This is a genomic window from Marinomonas sp. TI.3.20 (assembly GCF_038155025.1).
Taxonomy (GTDB): domain Bacteria; phylum Pseudomonadota; class Gammaproteobacteria; order Pseudomonadales; family Marinomonadaceae; genus Marinomonas; species Marinomonas flavescens.
This window is the reverse complement of record NZ_JBAKAS010000003.1, coordinates 214386-236225: the sequence shown is the minus strand read 5'-3', so window position 1 is coordinate 236225 and position 21840 is coordinate 214386. Positions and strand designations below refer to the sequence as shown.

Here is a 21840-nt window from a genome sequence, read left to right as displayed (position 1 = left end):
CAAATTTTTATGCTTTAGGAGAGAAAAAATGGCTTTATACGTAAACACAAATGTATCTTCTTTGAATGCTCAACGTCAGTTGATGCAATCTGGTAAAACATTAGACACAGCTTATCAGCGTTTGTCATCTGGTCACCGTATCAATAGTGCGGCGGATGACGCAGCAGGTTTACAAATCAGTGATCGTTTGACATCACAAGTTAATGGCTTAAACCAGTCTGTACGAAATGCAAACGATGGTATTTCTCTCGCGCAAACAGCAGAAGGTGCGTTGGATGAAACAACCAACATGTTACAGCGTATGCGTACTTTATCTATTCAATCTGCAAACGGATCTAACTCAGATAAAGATCGTTCAGCTCTTCAACAAGAGATGTCTCAGTTATCTAAAGAGATAAACCGTGTAGCGGATACTACTACGTTTGGTGGTCGTAATTTACTGGATGGTACTTATCAAGGTGTCTTCCAAGTGGGTGCCGATGCCAATCAAACAATTAGTTTTACTATGGAGTCTGGTGGTAAAGCCAACTCTATCGATTTCTCGACTAATAACGGCTTTACTATGTCGGGCTTGTCTGCAAATGCATCAACAGCTCAAGTATCTGTTTCAACCGCATCTGTCTCAAGTGTAAACAATGCTCAGAGTATGATCTCAGTGTTGGATACTATGATTGCAGCGGTAGATTCTAAGCGTGCTGAGTTAGGTGCGGTGCAGAACCGTTTTAGCTCTACAATTAATAACTTGAGTAATATAACAGAAAACGTGTCAGCAGCTCGTTCTCGAGTCAAAGATGCAGACTTTGCAAAAGAAACAGCATCACTAACCAGTGCCCAAATTCTTCAGCAAGCCAGCAGTAGTATTCTTGCTCAAGCGAATAAACGTCCTCAAGCGGCTTTATCACTGTTGGGTAACTAATTAAATACAATTAGAGCGGCATGTTCTGTGTTGCTCTATTTATTTGTTTCGAATGTTATTTTGAAACTTAGCCACTTCTCGCTCCTAGAGGCGGCCTTAAGCCAGATGAGGTATCTATCGTCTGGTTTTTTTATACCTAAAATTCATAAGATTACACAATAATAAAACATTAAAAAATAAAATAAAGTTCATGCTTTTCAATGTTTTAGGTGATTTTAATCCTTTTTTCTGGCAGCTTATTGCCAGCTTAAGGTAAATATTTGCCATAAAATACTAAAGACTTTCAGATGTTCGTCGATATGAAGGACGAGTACTGCTTTTTTGCAGGAATTGCTGAAACCTTTGGAGGCTATATATGGCTCTTTACGTAAATACGAATACCTCATCACTTAACGCTCAGCGTCAATTGATGAACTCAGGAAAAACGTTAGACACGGCTTACCAGCGTTTGTCTTCTGGTCAGCGCATTAACAGTGCTGCCGATGATGCTGCAGGTTTGCAAATCTCGGATCGTTTGACTTCTCAGGTTAATGGCTTGAATCAATCGGTTCGTAACGCGAACGATGGTATTTCTTTGTCACAAACTGCGGAAGGTGCATTGGACGAAACAACAAATATGCTACAGCGTATGCGTACTTTGTCTTTGCAGTCTGCAAACGGTTCTAATACAGATAAAGATCGTTCTGCTTTGCAGCAAGAGATGTCTCAATTGTCTAAAGAAATCAACCGTGTAGCGTCAGACACTACTTTCGGTGGTCGTAACTTGTTGGATGGTACTTACGATGGTGTATTCCAAGTAGGGGCGGATGCTAACCAAACAATCAGCTTCAACATGAAAACAGCCGGCGCAACAGGTTCTATTGATTTCGCTGGTAACAATGGTTTTACAATGTCTGGTTTGTCTAGCCAAGCAACCTCTCAGGTAAGCGTATCTACTGCATCTGTTACCTCAATGGCGAATGCTCAAAGCATGATCGGTGTTCTGGATAGCATGATTTCAGCAGTTGATAGTAAGCGTGCTGAATTGGGTGCGATCCAAAACCGTTTTGGTTCAACAATCAATAACTTGAGCAACATTACGGAAAATGTATCAGCCGCTCGTTCACGAGTAAAAGATGCAGATTTCGCTAAAGAAACGGCTTCATTAACAAGTGCACAGATCTTGCAACAAGCTAGTTCATCTATTTTGTCACAAGCGAATCAGCGCCCTCAAACAGCGCTGTCTTTACTGAAATAGTTTTGGCATAGATACGAAGCTGAGGTGATGCCTCAGCTTTGTATGTTTATAGGAGACTTGAAGTATGTCAATTAGTTCTAGTGATATTTCTAAACAAGCTTTTAATAGTGTGCCTATTAGGCAAGAACAACGAACATCAGATAACTTCCGTACTCGTCAGCAAACCGAATCTAAAGTTATCCAAACTTTATCCGATACCAATAAGATGGATAGTAATACTTCTCAAGGTCAAAAAGGGTCTGTCAAAATTGAACCTAGCCATGTTGAAGAAATGAATAAAAAAATGGCTCAATTAAATGTTCATTTGTCGTTTGAAACAACGGAAGATGGCAAGAAAAATATTGTTAAGGTTGTCGATCAATCAACCGGAGATGTTGTCCGCCAAATCCCGACAGAAGATTTTTTAAAAATGTCTGACCGAATCGATGATATTATGAATCAGTTAAGTGATTTTAAGGGTACCTTGGTAAACAGTAAGGTTTGATTTGTCGGTTTAAGTAATGATTTGAAATATCAGGAGAGTAGTTATGCCGGTTGGCTCATTGGGTGTTGGATCTGGGATTGATTTAGATTCACTCGTAAAAAAAATGGTGAGCGCTCAGCGAGATAGCAAAGTTAAGCTGTATCAAGATAAAATTCATGGTTATGATTCTAAGCTATCTGCTTTAGGATCTGTTGGATCAGCAATCGACACTTTTAAATCTTCTGTGGAAAAACTTAACGACAGCAAGCTCTTTTCTGGACGCAATGCTTTGATCGATCAACCTGATGATAAAAAATCTCTTGATGTCACTGCGGATCGTAACTCTTCAAATGGCTCCTATGAAATTGCAGTGAATCAAACCGCAAAAGGTAGTCGTATTTTATCCGCACCAGGATTATTTAGCTCAAGCGACGAGGTAATAACTGCGCGCGGTGGAAAGCTAAAATTGAGTGCAGGAGATGACTCTTTTACGATTAATGTGCCTCCTGGTACAACGTTATCTCAACTAAGAAAACAAATTAACAGTTCCGAAAATAATTTTGGAGTGTCGGCAAACTTGGTTGATAATGGCAAAGGAAGTTTGTTTTTTACCATTACTTCAACGAAAGAAGGGGATGGAAACTCTTTAAAAATCTCGAATACTCCAGACCCTCTCGCTAAATTACCAATCTCAGATACGTTAACCGCAGATGAAAAAGATGCCGTGGAAAAAGCACCACTAAATAGCAGTGGTTTATCCTTAGATAGCGTATCTACTGAAGGTTTGTCAGCGGGTATGGTGATGTCGCCTAATGATAATGCGCGAGATGCAATTATTACTGTCGATGGCATCCAAATCAGTAATAACAGTAATACGTTTGATAAAGCTGTATCAGGTTTGTCTATTGATGCGTTAGCGCTTACCACTAAGCCAACTAAGGTGGAAGTTAGCTATGACGAGAAAACGGTCAAAGAGACGATTAAAAGTTTTGTCTCTTCTTATAACGATCTCGTTGGCGTTTTAGGAAAGAGTGCCGCTAAAGGTTCTGTTCTTAATGGCAATAGTATGGTTCGTAATTTGCAATCATCTATGTCGAGTAGCTTTATGTTGAGCCATTCTGATACGGGGAAACTGAGTACTGTCTTTGATCTAGGCCTGAAAATGGGCCGTGATGGAACGTTAAGCTTGAATGAAGCGAAACTCGATAAAGCAGTTAGTACTAATTATGATGAGTTGCCTAAATTATTTACTGGATCTGGTGGCCTAGCCTCTTCTTTGGAAAGATTGCTGAATAGCTATACCGGCAGAGAGGGAATGAGCCGTGCGCTCAAAGATTCCATTCAGAAGTCAAAAGATAATACGGAAGAAACATTACAAGCCTATGAAGGGCGTATGAAAAAATATGAAGACTCTTTACGCGATAAATTTTCTCATCTAGATTCTCAACTTTCTAATATGAAGGCCCAAGGAAACTATTTGAATACTATGTTAGGCCAAATGAAATAAGCGTTTAAGCCGTAAAAATGAGGTTTGTGTATGTACGAGAAAAAAGGGATTCATGCTTATAAAAAAGACTCTTTAAAGTCTGATTTGGCGTCAGCAGATCCTCACCGAGTTATTCAGCTATTAATGCAAGGTGCATTAGAGCGATTAGCACTTGGAAAAGGTTGCATCGAACGATCTGATTGGGAAGGAAAAGCGGCAGCATTAACCAATGCAGTTGAAATTATTAATAGCTTGCGAGATTCTTTAGATCGCTCGGTAAACCCAGAGCTTGTAGATAATTTAGAATCTCTCTATGACTATATGACTGTTCAAATCAATGAAGCTAGTGTGACTAAAAATGTCTCTCTGCTTGATGAAGTAATTGGTCTTATTTTACAAATTAAAGGGGCCTGGGATCAGATTTCTGATGCGGATAAACAGCGAGCTTATGAAGAAAAAAACCAAGTTCGGATGGGTACTGTTTAATGCTAGATATAGCTTGCCTACATGCATTGGCAGATAAGCTAGAAAGAAGTGTCACTGACAAAGAGATAGAAGAAGTGCTGCGCCTTTGTGAGGAAAATGATGCATTAATTCGTACTATTGAGCTATCAGGTGATGAGAAAAACGATTTATACATCAAACGTTTTATTACCCTTCATCAACAAGCCATTGATCTCGTTCAAGCTGTGCATGTAACCATGCAAGAGCAACTTTTCCAGTCAACAAAAACACGTAAAGGTGTTAGCCAGTATGAAGGCGTAAAGCATGCTAAATGAGGATACACCGGTTTCAATTGAACAAACTGAAGAGTTCATTGCGCTTTTTTCACAAGGTTTAGAGCGTATTAAAAAGCATGATCAGGTTCTCACTGAGCGCTATCTGAAGAACATGACGTTGTTTGCTAATGTTATGCCTCATATTTACGAAGAATTCATAAACTATCGACCGAAAAAAAAGCATATCTACATGGAAGCGTGTGGTGATTTAAATTTGTTTCGAGAAGATGTGTCTTCCCCGCTTTTTTCTCAAGAGCCAAGAGCGCAATCTGAGCGTAAAATACTATCTTCACTTCAATCGCCTAATAAAACATTTCTAACCCTTGATAAAACCGATAGTCATCCAAGCCGTCATGTATTTTATAGCAACAAAATGATGGATGTTATCGAACAGCAGAAACAAGGTTTAGAGAAGCAAAAGGGATTATCTTCGTTTGTTGGTTCTGCTATTTTTTTCGGTATAGAACTGGGCTATCAACTTGAAGCCTTTTTGGCGAAACGAGAAATAAAGCACCTTTATTTGTATGAGTGTGATTTAGACTATTTTTACTATTCTTTATTTGCCATTGATTGGCAGCCAATACTAGAAAACTTCAATGGCGATGGCCGTACAATTCACTTTTTCCTTGGTGTAGAACCGGAAGAGTTTACTGAAAAATACATTCTTCAGTTGGCTGAAAATGGTTATTTTATGGCCCCTGAAACGTTTTTGCATGTGGCTTACAGTAGCCCAGAAAATGATCAAGCTATTTCCTACTTTCAAAAACATTATGCTCGCCAAGTGATGGGATGGGGTTTTTTTGATGATGCCCTAATTGGTATTGCTCAAGGGCTACGTTCCTTGCCGAATACACGATTAGCTGAATTTAAAGGTCGTGATGCTTTGCCTAAATGGGTAGCTGATATCCCGGTTTTTATTTTAGGGAACGGACCCTCATTGGACCAAGGTATAGAGCTAGTTAAAGAGGTTCGAGATCAAGTTTTACTGATTAGCTGTGGCTCAACGATTAATACGTTAAGTAAATTAGGTATTACGCCAGATATTCATGTGGATATTGAGCGTATGAAGCAAACCGTTGATAAGTTCTTATTTTTAGATCAAGAATACCTCGATCAAATTTGGGGATTGTCTGTTGATGTGATGCATCCTGAGTACTTTCAGTACTTTAAGCGATCAGGCATGGGGATGAAGCCAGGCGAGGCCATTACCTCACTTATTCTGAATCAAGCTCGCGCTCAAGGTGATACTAAAGAGTATGTGCAGCTTAATTTTTGTAACCCAGTCGTTGCAAATTTAGCCTTGTCTTACACTCAATTATTTGGTTTTAACCATGTCTATTATCTAGGGGTGGATAATGGTTTTAAGGATAAAGGCAGTCATCACTCTATCCACAGTGGTTATTATAAAGATGGAAAAGAGTCTGGTTTTCAAACCTTTAAAGACGCTACGTTAATTGAGCGAGAGGGGAATTTCGGGGGTGTTATTTATGCCACGAACATAATGGAAACCTCCCGAGTTCAATTAGAATCGTTAACTCGACAGCTTAATAAACGTCGTGGCTTTAATAGCTATAATTTGTCTGATGGCGCTAAAATTGAAGGTGTTGAGCCGTTGAAAGCGGACGATGTGATGATTTGCGACCCTAAAATTGATCATAAGCATGTTATTGATTTATTGGATGAAGCTTTTTTTACAACACCGCCTGATAGCATTTTAAATCAATCCCCAGAAATGCTCCTTTCAGTGGATGATTTTCGTAAGGTCACTCAATTATTGCAACAAGGTTGGGATGAAAATGTCACGACACGAAAAGCGGTGTGTGATTTGCTGTGGTCTCATCATCGATCTATTTTGTTCTTAAAGGCTAGCGTACACCAACATTTACAAGACTTACTGATTGGTTCATTTACTTATTCCGCTTTTTTAATAATTAAATTTATTTTTGAGTATGACGATGAGGCAGAAGCGGTACGTCGAGCACAAAATATATTTTCTGTTTGGTGCGAGTTTCTAGAAGAAATGCCGAGTCTCGTGCAGCAAGCTTCTGATTTTGTTGATCAGGGAAATGATCATCTTATTACTTTTTACAATGGTTAACTCTACTCATGTTTGAAAACACTCCTTTTATTATTGCTGAATTGTCTGGCAATCATGATCAGAATCTTGATTTAGCAAAGTCCATGATCGAAGCCGCTGCAGAAGCTGGTGTCGACGCGATTAAGTTGCAAACTTATACGCCAGATACTATGACGTTAGATGTTCGTCGTGATGAGTTTATGGTCTCTGAGAGTGATAGCTTGTGGCATGGCTCAAACCTATATGATTTATACGCTAAGGCTTTGACACCTTGGGAGTGGCATAAGCCTTTATTTGATTATGCTAACTCATTAGGTTTAGTGGCATTTAGCTCTCCTTTTGATCTGAGCGCAGTGGATTTCCTAGAAACACTTAATGTGCCTTTGTACAAAATCGCCTCGTTTGAAATGACAGACATTCCCTTGATTCAAGCCGTCGCCAAAACGGGCAAACCGATGATTATGTCTACGGGCATGGCCAGCTTTGAAGAGATAGAAGAGGCTATTACGGCAATTCGTGCCATCGGAAATAACCCTCTTACTTTACTAAAATGCACCAGTACTTACCCCGCTAGAATAGAGGACGCTAACTTAGCGACTATGGCGGATTTAGCACAGCGTACGGGCTGTTTGGTTGGCTTGTCTGATCATACGCAGGGAATCGGTGCTTCTGTTGCTGCTACGGCATTAGGTGCAACGGTGATTGAAAAGCACTTTGTTCTTGATCGTAATGCGGGTGGTGTTGATGCGGCGTTCTCTATGGAGCCTAGTGAAATGAAGGCTTTGGTTGAGGCATGTCGTAGTGCGAAAGCGGCATTGGGTAGCGTGGTTTACGGTGGGTCAGATGCGGAGCAAATGGCTAAAAAATATCGCCGTTCTATTTATATTACGCAAGACTTGCCTTCCGGTACGATTTTGTCTGATCAGCATTTGAAAATTATTCGACCGTCGCTCGGCTTAGCGCCAAAGCATTGGCCTGACGTGTTGGGTAGAGTTCTTTTATCCGATGTACAAAAAGGTCAGCCATTACTTTGGGATCTTATGGAATGAAAGCACTGATACGTGCGGATGCTTCTGTCCAAATTGGCATGGGGCATCGGGTGCGTTGTCAGGCACTTATTTCCGCATTTCAAGCTCTTGGTTGGCAATGCCAATTTGTTGTTCATCGTTCGTGTTGTGCTTTTTCGGAGTCGAATGATGTGCACATTGATGATGAGCAAGCCTTCCTTACTTTGGCTGCTGAGGCCGATCTTGTTGTACTAGATCATTATCAATATCAAGCAAGCGACATTCAGAGGTTGTATCAACACCAGCCTAACTTGTTGGTGTTAGATGATATGAATGATCGTGGTGTTTTTCCTGCTCGATGGGTCTTAAATCCTCTACATGAAGAATACTCAAATCTTATACTTGAGCCATTAACAGGACCTAGGTTTGCACTGTTGAGACCTGAATTTTCGACTTTTGATCAAACACTCTATCAGCCAGAAAAGCTTCTTATTACATTGGGTGGAACAGACCCTTTAACACTGACGTTACCGATTTTGAAAAGCTTACAACGTCATGAATTCCCCCTAGAAAAAATACACGTTTTGTTAGGTGAAAATGCTGCGAATGCAGAAGCGGTGAAAGCGTTTTCAGCGGAACATAAGGTCAATATAAGCAAAGGGTTAGCAGAGGTTACGCCGTTGATGGGCCAAGCCAAATTAGCGATCTCTGCGGCAGGTGGCACCTTGTTTGAGCTTGCATCGATGGGGGTTCCAACGATTTTTGCTCAAGTGGCAGACAATCAAACGCGTTCTTTAGAGCAGCATGTCCCTCTGGGTTGGTGTAAGTCAGTGAGGTTGGAGAATGTGTCTAGTGCGCAGCGTGCACAGCAGGTCGAGAAATTGGTATATCAGGCGCAACAGCTATGGTTTGATTTATCATGGTTAACAGAGTCGAGACGCGTTGCTATGTCGCTAGTCGATAGTAACGGAGCTGATCGAGTGGCCAATGTAGTTACTAATGGCTTAGTTGGCTAGTTTGTCTCTGTGGTCGCTATTTGGTCTGTTGAGAGTAAAGTGTCATCAGTTGAGTTAAACGCAGCCAATCTTCTTCTGTATCCAGGTCTTGAATTCGATGTCTTGGCAGCATAATAGGTTTGGATTTTTCGCCAAAGATATGACCATCATCTAGCCAATCTTTTGTTGTTGCCCAATAAAATTGTCCAGCATCATGAATCGCTTCCACTAAATCTTGTGAGCGTTTATTTATGTGTTCGGGAAATAGCTCGGCTAGTTTACCGTTGTTGTTCAAGCACAGCGCACGCTGAATAGGAAAATCAAAGGTGGTGGCAGAAAAACAAAAACTAGCGCCTTCTAATGCCTGAAAACCATTTTGAATGTCACTAGCCTGTAAAAGTGGGCAGGTAGCGTAGATCAAACAAGCTTCGCTCGGTGTCTGATTTTGTTCGATTAAAAATCGTAATGCGTGTTGCATTACCGGTGTGGTGCCAGTAATACCATCGGATAGCTCATCTGGGCGAAAAAAAGGTGTTTCAGCACCATAGTAGCGTGCAACTTCTGCAATTTCTTCATCATCCGTCGAGACAATAATACGTTCAAATAGCTGGCTCGCTTGGGCGGCTTCAATAGAATAAGCAATCAATGGTTTGCCATTGAGTAAGCGAATGTTCTTACGAGGAATACGCTGAGAGCCGCCACGAGCAGGAATAATAGCAACGCGATAAGGAGCCGCTTTTTGACTCATGTCGGCATCACTTGGCTGGTAATTAATGCATGCTTCAAGAGTAATGCGATTCGCTCTTGCTGTTCTTTGCTGAGCTCTGCAAAAATGGGCAGACTCAGTGTTCGGGCGTAGTAATTTTCGGCGATTGGGAAATCACCTTCATTAAAACCTAAAGCTTGATAATAAGGTTGAGTATGCACTGGAATATAGTGAACTTGGGTGCCGATGCCAGCTTGTCGTAAAATATCAAAGACCATTTTCCTGGCATTTTTACTGATGTTAGGCAGCAGTATTGGAAACAAATGCAAAGATGAGTAATTTCCTTCCGCCTGATACGGCAAAGTAATAGGGTAATCTTTGAGTAGTTGTTGATAATGCTGAAATTGATCATGGCGACGTTCAATAAATTCATCTAGGCGAGACAGTTGAGATAGCCCTAATGCGGCTTGGAGCTCTGTCATACGATAATTAAAGCCCAATGTTTGTTGCTCGTAATACCAGTCGCCGGGATTTTGAGAGAGTTCCTCGGATGATTTAGTTATGCCTTGTTGTGCGTGAGTGCGCATATGTTTAGCAAGAGAAAGGGTGTTCGTAACGGCCATACCTCCTTCACCAGACGTAATTATTTTGACGGGATGAAAGCTAAACACACAAATATCACTGAAGCGACCATCGCCAATAGGTTGGCCTTGATAGGTTCCGCCAATAGCATGGGACGCGTCTTCGAGAATAGCAAAATCATATTGCTTTGAGAGCGTATGGATCGCTTGCATATCGCAAGATTGGCCCGCGAAATGAACAGGAATAACCACCTTAGGCAAGGTGTTTTGGATTTTTGCCAGTTTAAGTTTCTTGGCGAGTTGTATTGGGCAAAGGTTGTAGGTCTGAGGGTCGATGTCCACAAAGTCTACATCTGCACCACAGTAGCGGGCGCAATTGGCTGAAGCGATAAAGGTATTTGGCGATGTCCAAACACGATCTCCGGAGGTTACTCCTAAAGCGAGACAAGCCAAATGCAGGGCTGAAGTGGCGCTGTTGGCTGCTACAGCGTATTGGGCACGGACTTTGTCAGCAATGGCTTGTTCAAACTCACTGACTACAGGGCCTTGGGTAAGGTAGTCGGATTTTAGAACATGAACAACGGCCGCAATGTCTTCATCACTGATGGATTGTCGACCATAGGGAATAAAACCTGGATTACTCATCGAAGGTGCGGATCTCGTCTACGGTTAAAAAGTGAGGATTGCTGCCTGATTGGTATTCGAACCCTGGCGTAACTAATACACCTTGTTCCCCTGTTTTATTGCGATCAAAGCGAATTTCATCTTGGAAAAACTTAATACTGGGAGCAATTACGTAATGGTCGGTAAATTCAAAGGTATGGAATGAATCGTCAGTAGGGCACATGACTTCATGCAGCTTTTCACCAGGCCGAATGCCCACTTCTTTGGTTGGTACCTTGGGCGCATACGCCGCCGCTAAGTCAATAATGCGTACCGATGGTATTTTGGGAATAAAAATTTCGCCGCCATGCATGCGTGTGAAATTGTTTAAAACAAAGTCCACGCCCATTGGCAAAGTGATCCAGAATCGAGTCATGTCTGGATGAGTTATAGGGATACTCTCAGCCCCTTCGTTAACCAATTTTTGGAAAAAGGGTACGACGGAACCGCGAGAGCCGACAACATTGCCATAGCGAACGACTGAAAAGCGAGTGCGTCCTTGGCCGACCATATTGTTGGCCGCAACAAAGAGTTTATCTGAGGCCAGCTTGGTTGCACCGTAGAGGTTGATCGGTGCGGCTGCTTTGTCGGTAGAAAGAGCAATGACTTTATTGACGTCGTTGGCAATGGCTGCGGCGATGACATTTTCTGCACCATGAATGTTGGTCTTAATGCATTCCATTGGATTGTATTCAGCCGCCGGTACTTGTTTGAGTGCTGCTGCGTGAATAACATAATCTACGTCACGCATGGCTTGTGTCAGACGGTCTTTATCACGCACATCCCCAATGAAATAACGCATGCAAGGCGCATCGAAAACTTGCTGCATTTCATATTGTTTCAACTCGTCACGCGAGTAGATGATTAATCGCTTTGGATTGTATAGCGCCAACAGTGTTTTGACGTACTGGTGCCCAAAAGAGCCGGTACCGCCGGTGATAAGAATACTTTTGTTGTTAAACATGGAATCAATACCAAACCAATCAAGTGTGAATGTCGTCTGCTACATGGTGTTTGTATTATTTGCAGCGAGCATAATGTTTAAAATATTATCGGCAAGCCAAAGGAAAACATTAATAAAATCAAGACTCTGAATGTCGTTTTGTTAATAACGTGCGATGCAGTTTTCTAGATGATCATTGACCATGCCAGTGGCTTGCATGAAGGCGTAACAGGTTGTGGGACCGAAAAATCGAAAACCACGTTTTTTCATGTCCTTAGCTATCTGTGTTGAAAGAGGCGTGATAGCAGGAATGTCCTGCATTGTAAGTACCTGATTCACGATGACTTTGTTACCGCTAAATGCCCAATAATACTGACTAAAAGAGCCATGTTCTTTAATGATTTCTAAAAACGCCTTGGCATTCGAAATAGTGGCTTCGATTTTAGCACGATGACGAACAATGGTCGGGTCTAGCACCAGGCGATCCACATCTTGTGTCGTCATGTTAGCGACTTGTTGTGGGTTGAAGTTATGAAAGGCGGATCGATAGCCGTCGCGCTTGCGTAAAATAGTTATCCAACTTAGACCTGCTTGGGCGCTTTCTAGTACAATAAACTCAAATAATTTTTGGTCATCATAGACGGCTTTACCCCATTCATTATCATGATATTGAATGTACTCTGGTGAACCTAGGCACCAATCACAGCGAACGGTTTCCATCAACTTATCTCCTCAATAAGGAAATTAGCATACCTTGTTGATTTGATAGCGTCATCTGGATTTTACGTTTATCCAGAGTGCCAGGTGGCTGAGTGTGACCTGAGAGGTTAAATCGTTCATAAATAGGAGAAAGAACAATGAGCTTTAAACCAATTTATAGCCAGAAAGATGTAGATGTCATTCAAGATGAATGCGTTTATAAAGGCTTTTTTGAAATGCATAAGCTGACACTAAGACACAAGAAATTTAATGGCGAATGGAGTCAGCCGATGACACGCGAAATGATGGTGCGTGGTGATGCGGTCTGTGTTTTATTATTTGATCCTGTTGCAGATAAAATATTGTTAATTGAGCAGTTTCGCCCAAGTTTACCAAAAAGTGAATCGCCTTGGTTGATAGAGCTGGTCGCTGGCATGGTAGAAGAAGGGGAGGCCGATGAGGACGTTGCTCGTCGTGAATCATTTGAAGAAGCGGGAGTCACGGTAAAGAGGCTTGAATATATGTTTAAGTTTGTTCCTTCTCCAGGTGGATTAGTAGAATACCTGCGTATGTATGCAGGCGAATTTGATTCCAGTCGTGTGGATGTGAACCGTACTCACGGTTTGGATGAAGAAAATGAAGACATACGGCTTCATCTTATGAGTGCGGATGAAGCGGTTGCACTGCTTGATCATGATGTAGAAAACGCCAGCACTATTATGGGTCTGCAATGGTTCGCCTTAAACAAGGCTAAATTAGTGCATCGTTGGGAATGACAGAGGTCGTTCTACCGTAAAAAAAAGAGTTTAGAGCCGCGATCTACTTGATTTAACCTATACTGACACGATAAAGGAATCTAAATGATTGTGCCATAAAGGCAATGAATATCTTTCTTATGCGATTGAAATCAAATGCAATATTGTTGAAAAGTACACTAACAGAAGGATATTTTTCGCAAAAATGGTCGAGGTAATGCAAAAAATGTCAAAACAGTACGTACCTGATTTATCCAGCTTACAGCTGCTCGGCGAGTTAAATTATCGTCGTGTGGCTAAGCTGATTCGTGGATACGAAGAGGAAAGCGTATGGGATTTTTCGATTCACAGTGTCGGCGATCATGAAAGCAGATTACGTTTGGTGCTTGGTCAAGAAAGTCGCTTCACATCAGAGATGGCTTTAGAGTTTGGCCCAGAAGGTAAAAACAAGCTCCTTTTTGAAAGCAAACTGTCGATGAATATTCGTTTGTATCATGATGTGAAAATTGCCGAAATTACCGATGGGCATCGGCAGTTTAGTGGCAGCTACCCTTATCCTAATGATGATATGTACCATAGGGATGAAAAGTTTCGATTGAATCAACAATTGTCGGATATATTAGAGCTCTGTTTAAAGCACGGACATCGACTTTACGAGACGCCACTTTTCCAGTTTGCCTAGACTTTTTATGTAAATAAAGCGTATTAATCTCTGACTTTCGCTGGTCTAATCTAATGTTATAAACGAAAACATAACCCTTCGAACTAGAGGTCGTTGCATTGAATAGCTTACTGTATATCCATGGTTTTAATAGTTCAGAACAGTCTCATAAAGCCTCAGTTCTCAGTGACGCGATGAAAAGGCATGCTCTGAGTGGGGAGCTTCTATCTCCTCGATTACCATGGCAACCAGCTAAAGCAATTGCGTTATTAGAAGATATTATAACGTCGCGTTTATCAGCAGAAGGAGCCTCTAGTATTACTTTAATAGGGAGTTCATTGGGTGGCTTTTATGCTAGTTATTTGGCCGAGAAATTTCAAATAAAAGCGATTTTGGTGAACCCTGCGGTTCAAGCTTCAAGTTTATTGGTTGATCATATCGGCCCGCAACACAATCCTTATACTGATGAGCGGTATGAATTAACCCTCGCACATATGGATGAATTAGCCGCATTAATAGTGGAATGCCCGACACCAGACCTGTATTGGCTGATGCTCCAAGAAGGCGATGACGTATTAGACTACCGAGAGGCGCTAAAGGCGTTTCCAAAAACAATTCGACTTACCCATGAAGAAAAAGGGAATCACCGTTTTGTTGGTTTTGAACGTTTTGGCGATGATATTTTACGTTTCGCTGGAATCATCCCCTAATCTGGCTGGCTTAGAACTTGATCATTTCACAGGGTTCATATCCAGTGATAGACTCTACACTATCTTATTTACATCTTAGTTCGATACTGTGTTTTACTTTGGTATCGCAATTTCAATTTGGAAGAATAAACACGCATGTCTGCTAAAGAATATAACGCCGGCTCAATAGAAGTTTTAAGCGGCCTAGAGCCAGTTCAAAAACGTCCAGGAATGTATACGGACACCACTCGACCTAATCACTTGGCACAAGAAGTCATTGATAACTCAGTGGATGAAGCGTTAGCAGATCATGCTGATCGCATAGAAGTGATTCTTCATAAAGATGGCGCCGTGAGCGTAGAAGATAATGGCCGCGGTATGCCTGTTGATATTCATCCCGAAGAAGGTGTTTCTGGGGTTGAATTGATCCTGACAAAGCTTCATGCCGGTGGTAAATTTTCTGGTGATAGTTACCAATTTTCTGGTGGCCTACACGGTGTTGGTGTATCGGTTGTTAATGCTTTATCAACATCGTTAGAAGTGTTTGTAAGACGTAATGGCAAGCAATATCACATTGGTTTCGCAGATGGCTTTAAAGTCTCTGAATTGGCTGAAATTGGCACGGTTGGTAAGAAAAACACCGGCACAAAAGTAAAATTCATGGCCGACGGAAAATATTTTGATAGCCCTAAATATTCTGTCTCTCGACTCAAGCATTTACTAAAAGCCAAAGCCGTATTGTGTTCGGGTTTACATGTCATTTTTATTGATCAAAGTGGCACGGAAGAAGTACGAGAAGAGTGGTTTTACCAAGACGGTTTAAAAGACTACTTGGCTCAAGCGAACGCAGGTTTCGAACTGCTTCCAGATGAACCTTTCTTAGGTGGCCTAACTGAAAAGACGCAAGGCGTTGATTGGTCGGTTCAATGGTTGCCAGAAGGTGGTGAGTTAGTCACAGAAAGTTATGTAAACTTGATTCCTACTGCTCAAGGCGGTACGCATGTTAACGGTTTACGTACCGGCTTATTAGAAGCCATGCGTGAATTTTGTGATTTCCATAATTTGTTACCTCGTGGCGTGAAATTAACGGCGGAGGATATTTGGGATCGCTGTAGTTATGTTTTGTCCGCAAAAATTCAAGAACCTCAGTTTTCTGGACAAACAAAAGAACGTTTATCATCTCGTCAAATTGTGCCCTTTATTTCAGCGACGGCAAAAGATGCGTTTAGCTTATGGCTAAACACGCACGTTGAAGAGGGTAAAAAAATTGCGGACTTGGTCATTAATAGCGCCCAGAAACGCTTGAAAGCCAGCAAGAAAGTAGTTCGTAAAAAAATCACCCAAGGGCCTGCGTTACCGGGTAAATTAGCTGACTGTTCCGGTCAAGATTCCACTCGAAGTGAACTTTTCTTAGTGGAAGGGGATTCTGCTGGTGGTTCTGCTAAGCAGGCTCGTGATAAAGATTTTCAAGCAATTTTACCGTTGCGCGGTAAAATCCTTAATGCTTGGGAAGTCGATTCTAGTCATGTACTTGGTTCTCAAGAAATCTACAATATTTCTGTCGCACTGGGTGTTGATCCAGGTGAAGACGATTTGTCTGGCCTGCGCTATGGCAAAGTGTGCATCTTAGCCGATGCCGATTCCGATGGATTGCATATTGCCACTTTGCTGTGTGCTTTGTTTGTTCGCCATTTTTCAAGTCTGGTTATGGCGGGGCATGTGTTTGTTGCTATGCCGCCGTTGTATCGTATTGATTTGGGTAAGGAAGTGTCTTATGCCTTGGATGATGAAGAAAAAGACATTATTTTGCATAAAATGGCAGTGGAAAAGAAACGTGGTACGCCCAATGTTCAACGATTCAAAGGATTGGGTGAAATGAATCCATCGCAACTACGAGAAACAACCATGGCGCGAGATACTCGACGTTTGATTCAGTTGACCATGGAAGACCCATCCGGTACAGATGAATTATTGGATAAGTTACTTGCTAAAAAGCGTGCTGGGGATCGTAAGCATTGGCTAGAGACTTATGGCAATCTAGCGATTATTGAAGGCTAATTTTTAAACACGTATTGCTGATGAATACACTTTTTTATTTTGAATAGAATGGCTTTTTTTCTTGCGATATTCTGTTTATCAAAATTAGAAGTTTCATCAGCAAATCTGTTAAAGACAGGTTACACTTAGAAAACCAGTAATAAAGTGGAATGCAATTTGATGTCTGACAATGAAGATCCTAACGTCATTAGTGAAGAAGCTCTTTACGAGCACCTTGATCACTATTTATCTACGTTTGGAAGCGAGCGTTCTATTCTCTGTGTATCGGAATTAGATGGCTTTTTAACCGCACTAGGCTGCTCTGCTCAAGAGTTTGCGCCTGATTTTTGGCTGAGTGCTATTTGGGGGGCTGAGGAAGATCAGCCTAAATGGCCATCCTTAAAAGAAGAAGACGAATTTCTTAGCCTAGTACTGATTGTCTATATGGAAACCATGAATACCATTATTCATGGTGATCTGCATCCTGTTTACCTAGAACAAGAAATAGACAATGGAGAGAGTCAACTTTTAGTCGAAGAGTGGTGTGTCGGCTTTATGCGAGGCGCGCGCCTTACTGGTCTGGGTCTTGATGAAAGTAACCATGATTTTTACAACGAAGTGCTTGCGCCAGTACGCATGTTTGGCACAGAAGCTGGCTGGGAAAAACTCGAAAAAATGGTTGATGAAGAAGTTGATTTTTGGCGCGAGACTATCGAACCTTCGATTTTGCGTTTAGTCCAATTTAACCACCCAGAGATTCAATCCAATCAATTAAGTGATAAGCCACCTATTTTGCATTAGATACTGGTAAATTATAGTTTGATGCAGACGATTAATTTTGTAGGCTTGCATTTGTCCCATAGACAGTTAAATACACGCCAATTCAACTGTCTGTTTTAAGTAAAAAACTCTCCCCAAATGACTTTTTAAGCCTGTTTTTAGTAAATGGCTGAATTCAGGTTTTTGATTTTAACTTGATGTAGTCTACATTATCCTCGTGCTTAAAATAGCTGTCTGTTTTTAGAGCCCATGTCTCAATAGCTTAAAAAGCATGACGGTATATTTCTATCTTAATTGTGTGATGACGCCTTTATAAATCTTGCTCCCTAATTCACTTTTAGATGATGGCGAAGGCATGCTGTGTTTCGGAGAAAATAATAATGGTTCACTGTCTTTTTCGTTACTACCGTTTTTTAAAGAATACCCAGATTCAACGGAAGGCTGTTATCGGTGCTAAATGTCTTCGAATTGCTTACCCTCAACTATTAGTAAAAACACTACCCCGTTCCTTATTTTTGGTGCTCTTTATTTTAACAGGCACTGTGTCTTATGCGGACACTACTCAGACACCAGGGTCAGTTATTGGCGTTAAGGCGAGTGAGTTTTACAAACCCTCTCGGATGGAGGATCGGACACCCGCGAACTTTGCTTCCGGCTGGAACGCGAATGGGGCTGATACCACAGCGGACAGCCAAAAATTACAGCAGGCGATCGACGCGGTTTCTGCTTCTGGTGGCGGTGCTATCTCTATCCCCGCGGGTCACTATACGTTCGGCAATGTCCAGCTGAAATCCAATGTTCATTTGATGATCGATCACGCCGCGACGATCGTTCCAGCGCTTCCCGTTAACCACAAGTCGGCCAAAATATTCATCTTGGATGGACATGTGTCCAATGTCAGCATTCAGGGCGTAGGCGGTCGTTTTCATGTTGAGCTGCCTGCTTATAAGCCTGGCGTGATGGTGTTTCAAATCAACGCGGTCAAAAATTTCTATATTGCCAATGTGTCGATTACAGACTCACAGACCAAATTTGCCTCACTTTCAATGGGGCCGGGCCGGCAGAAAACCTCCGGACCTAATTGGCCGACCGTGCCCAAGAACTTGCGCTTGAGCCCAAATGCGCCAAGAGATGGTGTGGTCGAGAATATCGATCAAACCCACGCCTCGGCTGGTTATGGAATTGTGCAAGTTCAGGCCGGTGAGCATCTTCTTTTTCGGAACCTATCAACGGAAGGTGGCGTTGCCCTGCGCGTCGAAACCGGTGAAAAGGCGATGAACGATGCACAAGTGGGTGGAGTGGATCAGATCTATGGTCGCGACCTCACTTGTCGTAATGGATTCGCTACCTTGATGTTACAGCCCCATTCGATGCACGACGGTACAGTCGACGTTGATGGTGTTACATCGAAGGGCTGTGAATTTGCGGTCGCGTTTCGCCCTGGCTTTGTTTCGCACAAGTCACACAATCCAAACCTGACTCTCGGTTCGTTCACCAGTGTATCAGTCAACCATGTGGACGCCAGCTTCGGAGCGCAGGCACAGTTACCTAACCGGAGAAGGGGGAAGATGGATTTGATCCCATCTTACATGATGAAATACGTCCCTCAGGCCATTCGCGATCAACCAGGTTATGGTGGCGAGTTCTATATTGGCCCAGCTTTGGCAGCCGTGCTGAATGACGGCACCAGCTATGAGTCGGCTATCCATATCAAAAATGTTACAGCGCACGGGTTGCTGGCTCGACAACCGACTATCACACCAAAGGCTGTGCATAAGAAGTAAACGCGTTGACTGAAATCTATCATCGCTCCGGACCATCGTGAGTCCGCCTGAGGTGAAGATACTATCTATGCTCACTGTTGGCGGGTTGGATAGTATGTGTCGGCTATTCGGTGCGGCAACCTTGGTGACTGACACTAAAATGTGAGTGATAGGCTAAAACTACTCACCACTTTCTTGAGTGGAGTATGAGCAAATAGGATGTAAAAGATGGACCGGCGAGAATTTATATTTGGTATAGCAGTGACGGCTTTGTGGGGTGTCACTGCACAGGCGCATACGCAGGGTGCTAATAGCTTGCTGGCACCACTCGATACTGAGTCACTGGCGGTCAAGTGGCGTCGAGTGCTTGGTAAGGAAGAGATCTTGCGGCAGTTGGTGGCAGGCTCAGCGAAAGGGTCGTTCGATACCACGCGAGAACAAATGGTCTTGCATACATCCGGGCTTTTCAAAGGCTGGATCGATTATGACGCGGCTCACGTAGCGCTTAATACGCAGCACTTTCGACACAGCCCCCAATACAAAGCGTCAGCGGCGACGTATGCGGCGCAGCTTCCTCATCTTGAGTTGATGACCTTGGAGGCGGCGCTCGATAACGTCACTGCGAATTTTCGTCGAGTCTTGGCGGGCGAGGTGTCACGGCGCTCCGTGATAGCGGTGGATTACAAGGCGTTTTCCATCCAGGGGCGGCACTTTGTGCAGGCCGAACGGCCGGTGTTTCCGTTGACTTATACGTGGCTTCCGAAAGATCCAGGGCTGAACCGCTATTTCGGTGATCTAAATTCCGTATTTCTCAGCCCCACGTTTGTCGAGGATGAAGCTGGGCACGTTTCCAACAAGAAATTGAAGGCGGTGTCGGCACAAGAGGATGGCCGTATCGGTCAGGTGTTTATCAATCATCACGCGATCCCTGAGTGGATCATAAAAAAATATCCTGATATCACCGTCGGACGTCGCCATTACAGTGCTTACGACATTGACCATCCCGCTGCTCGCGGCTTGTTTGCAGACTTGTTTCGTGCTTTTGTGCCACTAGTGCGAGAAAAACGAATGTCTGCGCTTGGTTACATGATGTTTAATGAGCCCAGTTTTTTTACGATGAAAGACACATGGAATACTGGGCCCGTGTCGTCGTATACCATGGCCAAGTTTCGCAAGTGGTTGGCGGTTCATCATCGCGACGTGGCCGTACTTAATCGCTTGTGGGGTTCGGGCTTCTCTAGTTTTGAGGCGGTTTCATTGGCCATCCCCATTGACGGCGCGCTACGTGGTCAGCCGGTTTGGTATGACTGGTGTGCGTTCAATCAGTACCGGGTCAGTGACTGGTTCGCCTTCCTGGTTGAGCAGATAAAATCGCTGGATTCTCATGCACGCAATCACATCAAGCTGATGCCGTGGTTGTGGACTTCGGGGTTGCGCGATCACGGCCTCAATTACGAGCGGCTTATTCGCATGTGCGACATCATTGGTTTCGATGCGCAGTCGCAGTACAGCTCGATCAAGAAGAAGCGTACGGGCACCTGGTTGAACAAGTATTCGTTTGACTGGCAGAACCTGATCATGATCTTCGATTTCTTTTCATCCATTCAGCCTGACGAGTTGTTATGGGATTCCGAGAATCATTTCTTCCTGCAGAATGATTTTTCGGAGATGGATACCGACCCTGCCTATCTTCGAGCAATCTATTGGCTTGCCCATGTTCACGGCCTTGGCGGTGCGTCCACATGGGTTTGGGGGCGCGCGGCCGATGGCGCGACGTCGCACCGGAACGACAGCGTCGACTTTGTCGTCGACCCCTCGCATCAGCCGCAAGCATTGATCGAAATGACCCTCACCAACATGGACGTCAATGCCCATGGTGATGCGGTAGTCGCCTTGCAGGCGCAGCGCAAGGCGGTGCGAATCTTCTATTCTGAAACGAGTGCGATCAACCGATATAGCTACATGGATGACGTCCATCTTTCTCACGCGGCCTGTTTTTTCGAAGGCGTCGCGCTGGGCTTTGTCACCCAGGACATTTTGAACAGCTACGGCGCGACAGCGGCCGACGAGCGCTTAGATTGGGATATGGTCGTCGTCATGGGCGCCCATCATGTTACGGACCAAGAGGTGCAAGCGTTGCAGGCGTATCTGGATCGTGGTGGTCGAGTTGTGATCGATGGCGATAGCCTGTCACTGGACGAATACGGTCGTCCGCGTCAGACGGCACTGCATGGTCTTTCAGGGCACCTGATTCGGTTCGACTCACTGACGGCGCTAACCTCCTTGGTGACTTCTTACGTCGAGCATTCAGCGGGTACGCCCGTATGCGTGACGCAGACGATCCACGCGGGCGCTCAGCCCAAAGGTACTTGTGTTCGCACTGCACAGTTGGCAGAGGGGCAGTTTGTTGTGTCGCTGGTTCAGGTTGGGCTGATGCCCTCGGAAGTGCGCATTACCCATCGCGTCCCGGGAAAAAAATGGAAGCTGATAGACGGATTTACCGGCGAGTCCGTTGCCGAAAAAGTAACTATCAGTCCAAGAAAAGTGATGCTTATCAACTGTATTGAATGTAGTTGATAATGTGATCTATTGTCACTAAGCTA

The 21840-nt window shown here is 43.3% G+C and carries 20 protein-coding genes; 16 read left to right on the top strand and 4 right to left on the bottom strand.

The window, feature by feature from the left end; all coding sequences use genetic code 11:
• Window positions 1–28: 28 nt before the first annotated feature.
• The 9 genes from V6259_RS05285 to pseG all read left to right on the top strand — a co-directional run bounded on the left by V6259_RS05285 (window position 29) and on the right by pseG (window position 8981).
• On the top strand, window positions 29–916 hold the full coding sequence (locus V6259_RS05285) for a flagellin N-terminal helical domain-containing protein (RefSeq protein ID WP_341583610.1): 888 nt from the start codon (window positions 29–31) through the stop codon (window positions 914–916).
• A 355-nt stretch (window positions 917–1271) separates the two neighbouring features.
• The gene (locus V6259_RS05280; protein ID WP_341583609.1) at window positions 1272–2153 is read left to right on the top strand and encodes a flagellin N-terminal helical domain-containing protein; all 882 of its coding nucleotides are present in this window, start codon (window positions 1272–1274) and stop codon (window positions 2151–2153) included.
• Between the two features lie 64 nt (window positions 2154–2217).
• On the top strand, window positions 2218–2637 hold the full coding sequence (locus V6259_RS05275) for a flagellar protein FlaG (protein ID WP_341583607.1): 420 nt from the start codon (window positions 2218–2220) through the stop codon (window positions 2635–2637).
• Window positions 2638–2680: 43 nt separating this feature from the next.
• Window positions 2681–4123: a flagellar filament capping protein FliD gene (gene fliD / locus V6259_RS05270; protein ID WP_341583606.1), complete on the top strand. Its 1443-nt coding sequence runs from the start codon at window positions 2681–2683 to the stop codon at window positions 4121–4123.
• A 30-nt stretch (window positions 4124–4153) separates the two neighbouring features.
• Window positions 4154–4588, top strand: a complete 435-nt coding sequence (gene fliS, locus V6259_RS05265; protein WP_133012705.1) for a flagellar export chaperone FliS — start codon at window positions 4154–4156, stop codon at window positions 4586–4588.
• Complete coding sequence (locus V6259_RS05260; RefSeq protein ID WP_341583605.1) at window positions 4588–4881, top strand: hypothetical protein; 294 nt, start codon at window positions 4588–4590, stop codon at window positions 4879–4881. Before fliS ends, V6259_RS05260 begins: the two co-directional genes overlap by 1 nt.
• On the top strand, window positions 4871–6979 hold the full coding sequence (locus V6259_RS05255) for a motility associated factor glycosyltransferase family protein (RefSeq protein ID WP_341583604.1): 2109 nt from the start codon (window positions 4871–4873) through the stop codon (window positions 6977–6979). Before V6259_RS05260 ends, V6259_RS05255 begins: the two co-directional genes overlap by 11 nt.
• Before the next feature lie 8 nt (window positions 6980–6987).
• A complete protein-coding gene (gene pseI / locus V6259_RS05250; RefSeq protein WP_341583603.1) occupies window positions 6988–8007 on the top strand; it encodes a pseudaminic acid synthase in 1020 nt (339 codons plus the stop codon).
• The gene (pseG, locus tag V6259_RS05245) at window positions 8004–8981 is read left to right on the top strand and encodes a UDP-2,4-diacetamido-2,4,6-trideoxy-beta-L-altropyranose hydrolase (protein ID WP_341583602.1); all 978 of its coding nucleotides are present in this window, start codon (window positions 8004–8006) and stop codon (window positions 8979–8981) included. Before pseI ends, pseG begins: the two co-directional genes overlap by 4 nt.
• A gap of 16 nt (window positions 8982–8997) precedes the next feature.
• Here pseG and pseF read toward each other — a convergent pair whose 3' ends face one another.
• The 4 genes from pseF to V6259_RS05225 all read right to left on the bottom strand — a co-directional run bounded on the left by pseF (window position 8998) and on the right by V6259_RS05225 (window position 12573).
• A complete protein-coding gene (pseF, locus tag V6259_RS05240) occupies window positions 8998–9708 on the bottom strand; it encodes a pseudaminic acid cytidylyltransferase (RefSeq protein WP_341583601.1) in 711 nt (236 codons plus the stop codon).
• Window positions 9705–10892 carry a UDP-4-amino-4,6-dideoxy-N-acetyl-beta-L-altrosamine transaminase gene (gene pseC, locus V6259_RS05235; RefSeq protein ID WP_341583600.1) on the bottom strand — a complete coding sequence of 396 codons (1188 nt, stop codon included), beginning with the start codon at window positions 10890–10892 and terminating at the stop codon, window positions 9705–9707. Before pseC ends, pseF begins: the two co-directional genes overlap by 4 nt.
• Window positions 10885–11874, bottom strand: a complete 990-nt coding sequence (gene pseB, locus V6259_RS05230; protein ID WP_341583599.1) for a UDP-N-acetylglucosamine 4,6-dehydratase (inverting) — start codon at window positions 11872–11874, stop codon at window positions 10885–10887. Before pseB ends, pseC begins: the two co-directional genes overlap by 8 nt.
• A 141-nt stretch (window positions 11875–12015) precedes the next feature.
• On the bottom strand, window positions 12016–12573 hold the full coding sequence (locus tag V6259_RS05225) for a DNA-3-methyladenine glycosylase I (RefSeq protein WP_341583597.1): 558 nt from the start codon (window positions 12571–12573) through the stop codon (window positions 12016–12018).
• A 137-nt stretch (window positions 12574–12710) separates the two neighbouring features.
• Between V6259_RS05225 and V6259_RS05220 the strand changes: the two genes are divergently transcribed.
• From V6259_RS05220 to V6259_RS05190, 7 genes are all read left to right on the top strand, one after another.
• Window positions 12711–13328 carry an NUDIX domain-containing protein gene (locus V6259_RS05220; protein ID WP_133012714.1) on the top strand — a complete coding sequence of 206 codons (618 nt, stop codon included), beginning with the start codon at window positions 12711–12713 and terminating at the stop codon, window positions 13326–13328.
• A gap of 205 nt (window positions 13329–13533) precedes the next feature.
• Complete coding sequence (locus V6259_RS05215; protein ID WP_341583596.1) at window positions 13534–13989, top strand: DUF1249 domain-containing protein; 456 nt, start codon at window positions 13534–13536, stop codon at window positions 13987–13989.
• 98 nt (window positions 13990–14087) lie between these two features.
• Window positions 14088–14678: a YqiA/YcfP family alpha/beta fold hydrolase gene (locus V6259_RS05210; RefSeq protein ID WP_133012716.1), complete on the top strand. Its 591-nt coding sequence runs from the start codon at window positions 14088–14090 to the stop codon at window positions 14676–14678.
• A gap of 135 nt (window positions 14679–14813) precedes the next feature.
• Complete coding sequence (gene parE, locus V6259_RS05205; protein ID WP_341583594.1) at window positions 14814–16715, top strand: DNA topoisomerase IV subunit B; 1902 nt, start codon at window positions 14814–14816, stop codon at window positions 16713–16715.
• 159 nt (window positions 16716–16874) lie between these two features.
• On the top strand, window positions 16875–17495 hold the full coding sequence (locus V6259_RS05200; RefSeq protein WP_341583593.1) for a UPF0149 family protein: 621 nt from the start codon (window positions 16875–16877) through the stop codon (window positions 17493–17495).
• 359 nt (window positions 17496–17854) lie between these two features.
• Window positions 17855–19258: a hypothetical protein gene (locus V6259_RS05195; protein ID WP_341583592.1), complete on the top strand. Its 1404-nt coding sequence runs from the start codon at window positions 17855–17857 to the stop codon at window positions 19256–19258.
• Between the two features lie 207 nt (window positions 19259–19465).
• On the top strand, window positions 19466–21814 hold the full coding sequence (locus V6259_RS05190; protein WP_341583591.1) for a beta-galactosidase: 2349 nt from the start codon (window positions 19466–19468) through the stop codon (window positions 21812–21814).
• Window positions 21815–21840: the final 26 nt, after the last annotated feature.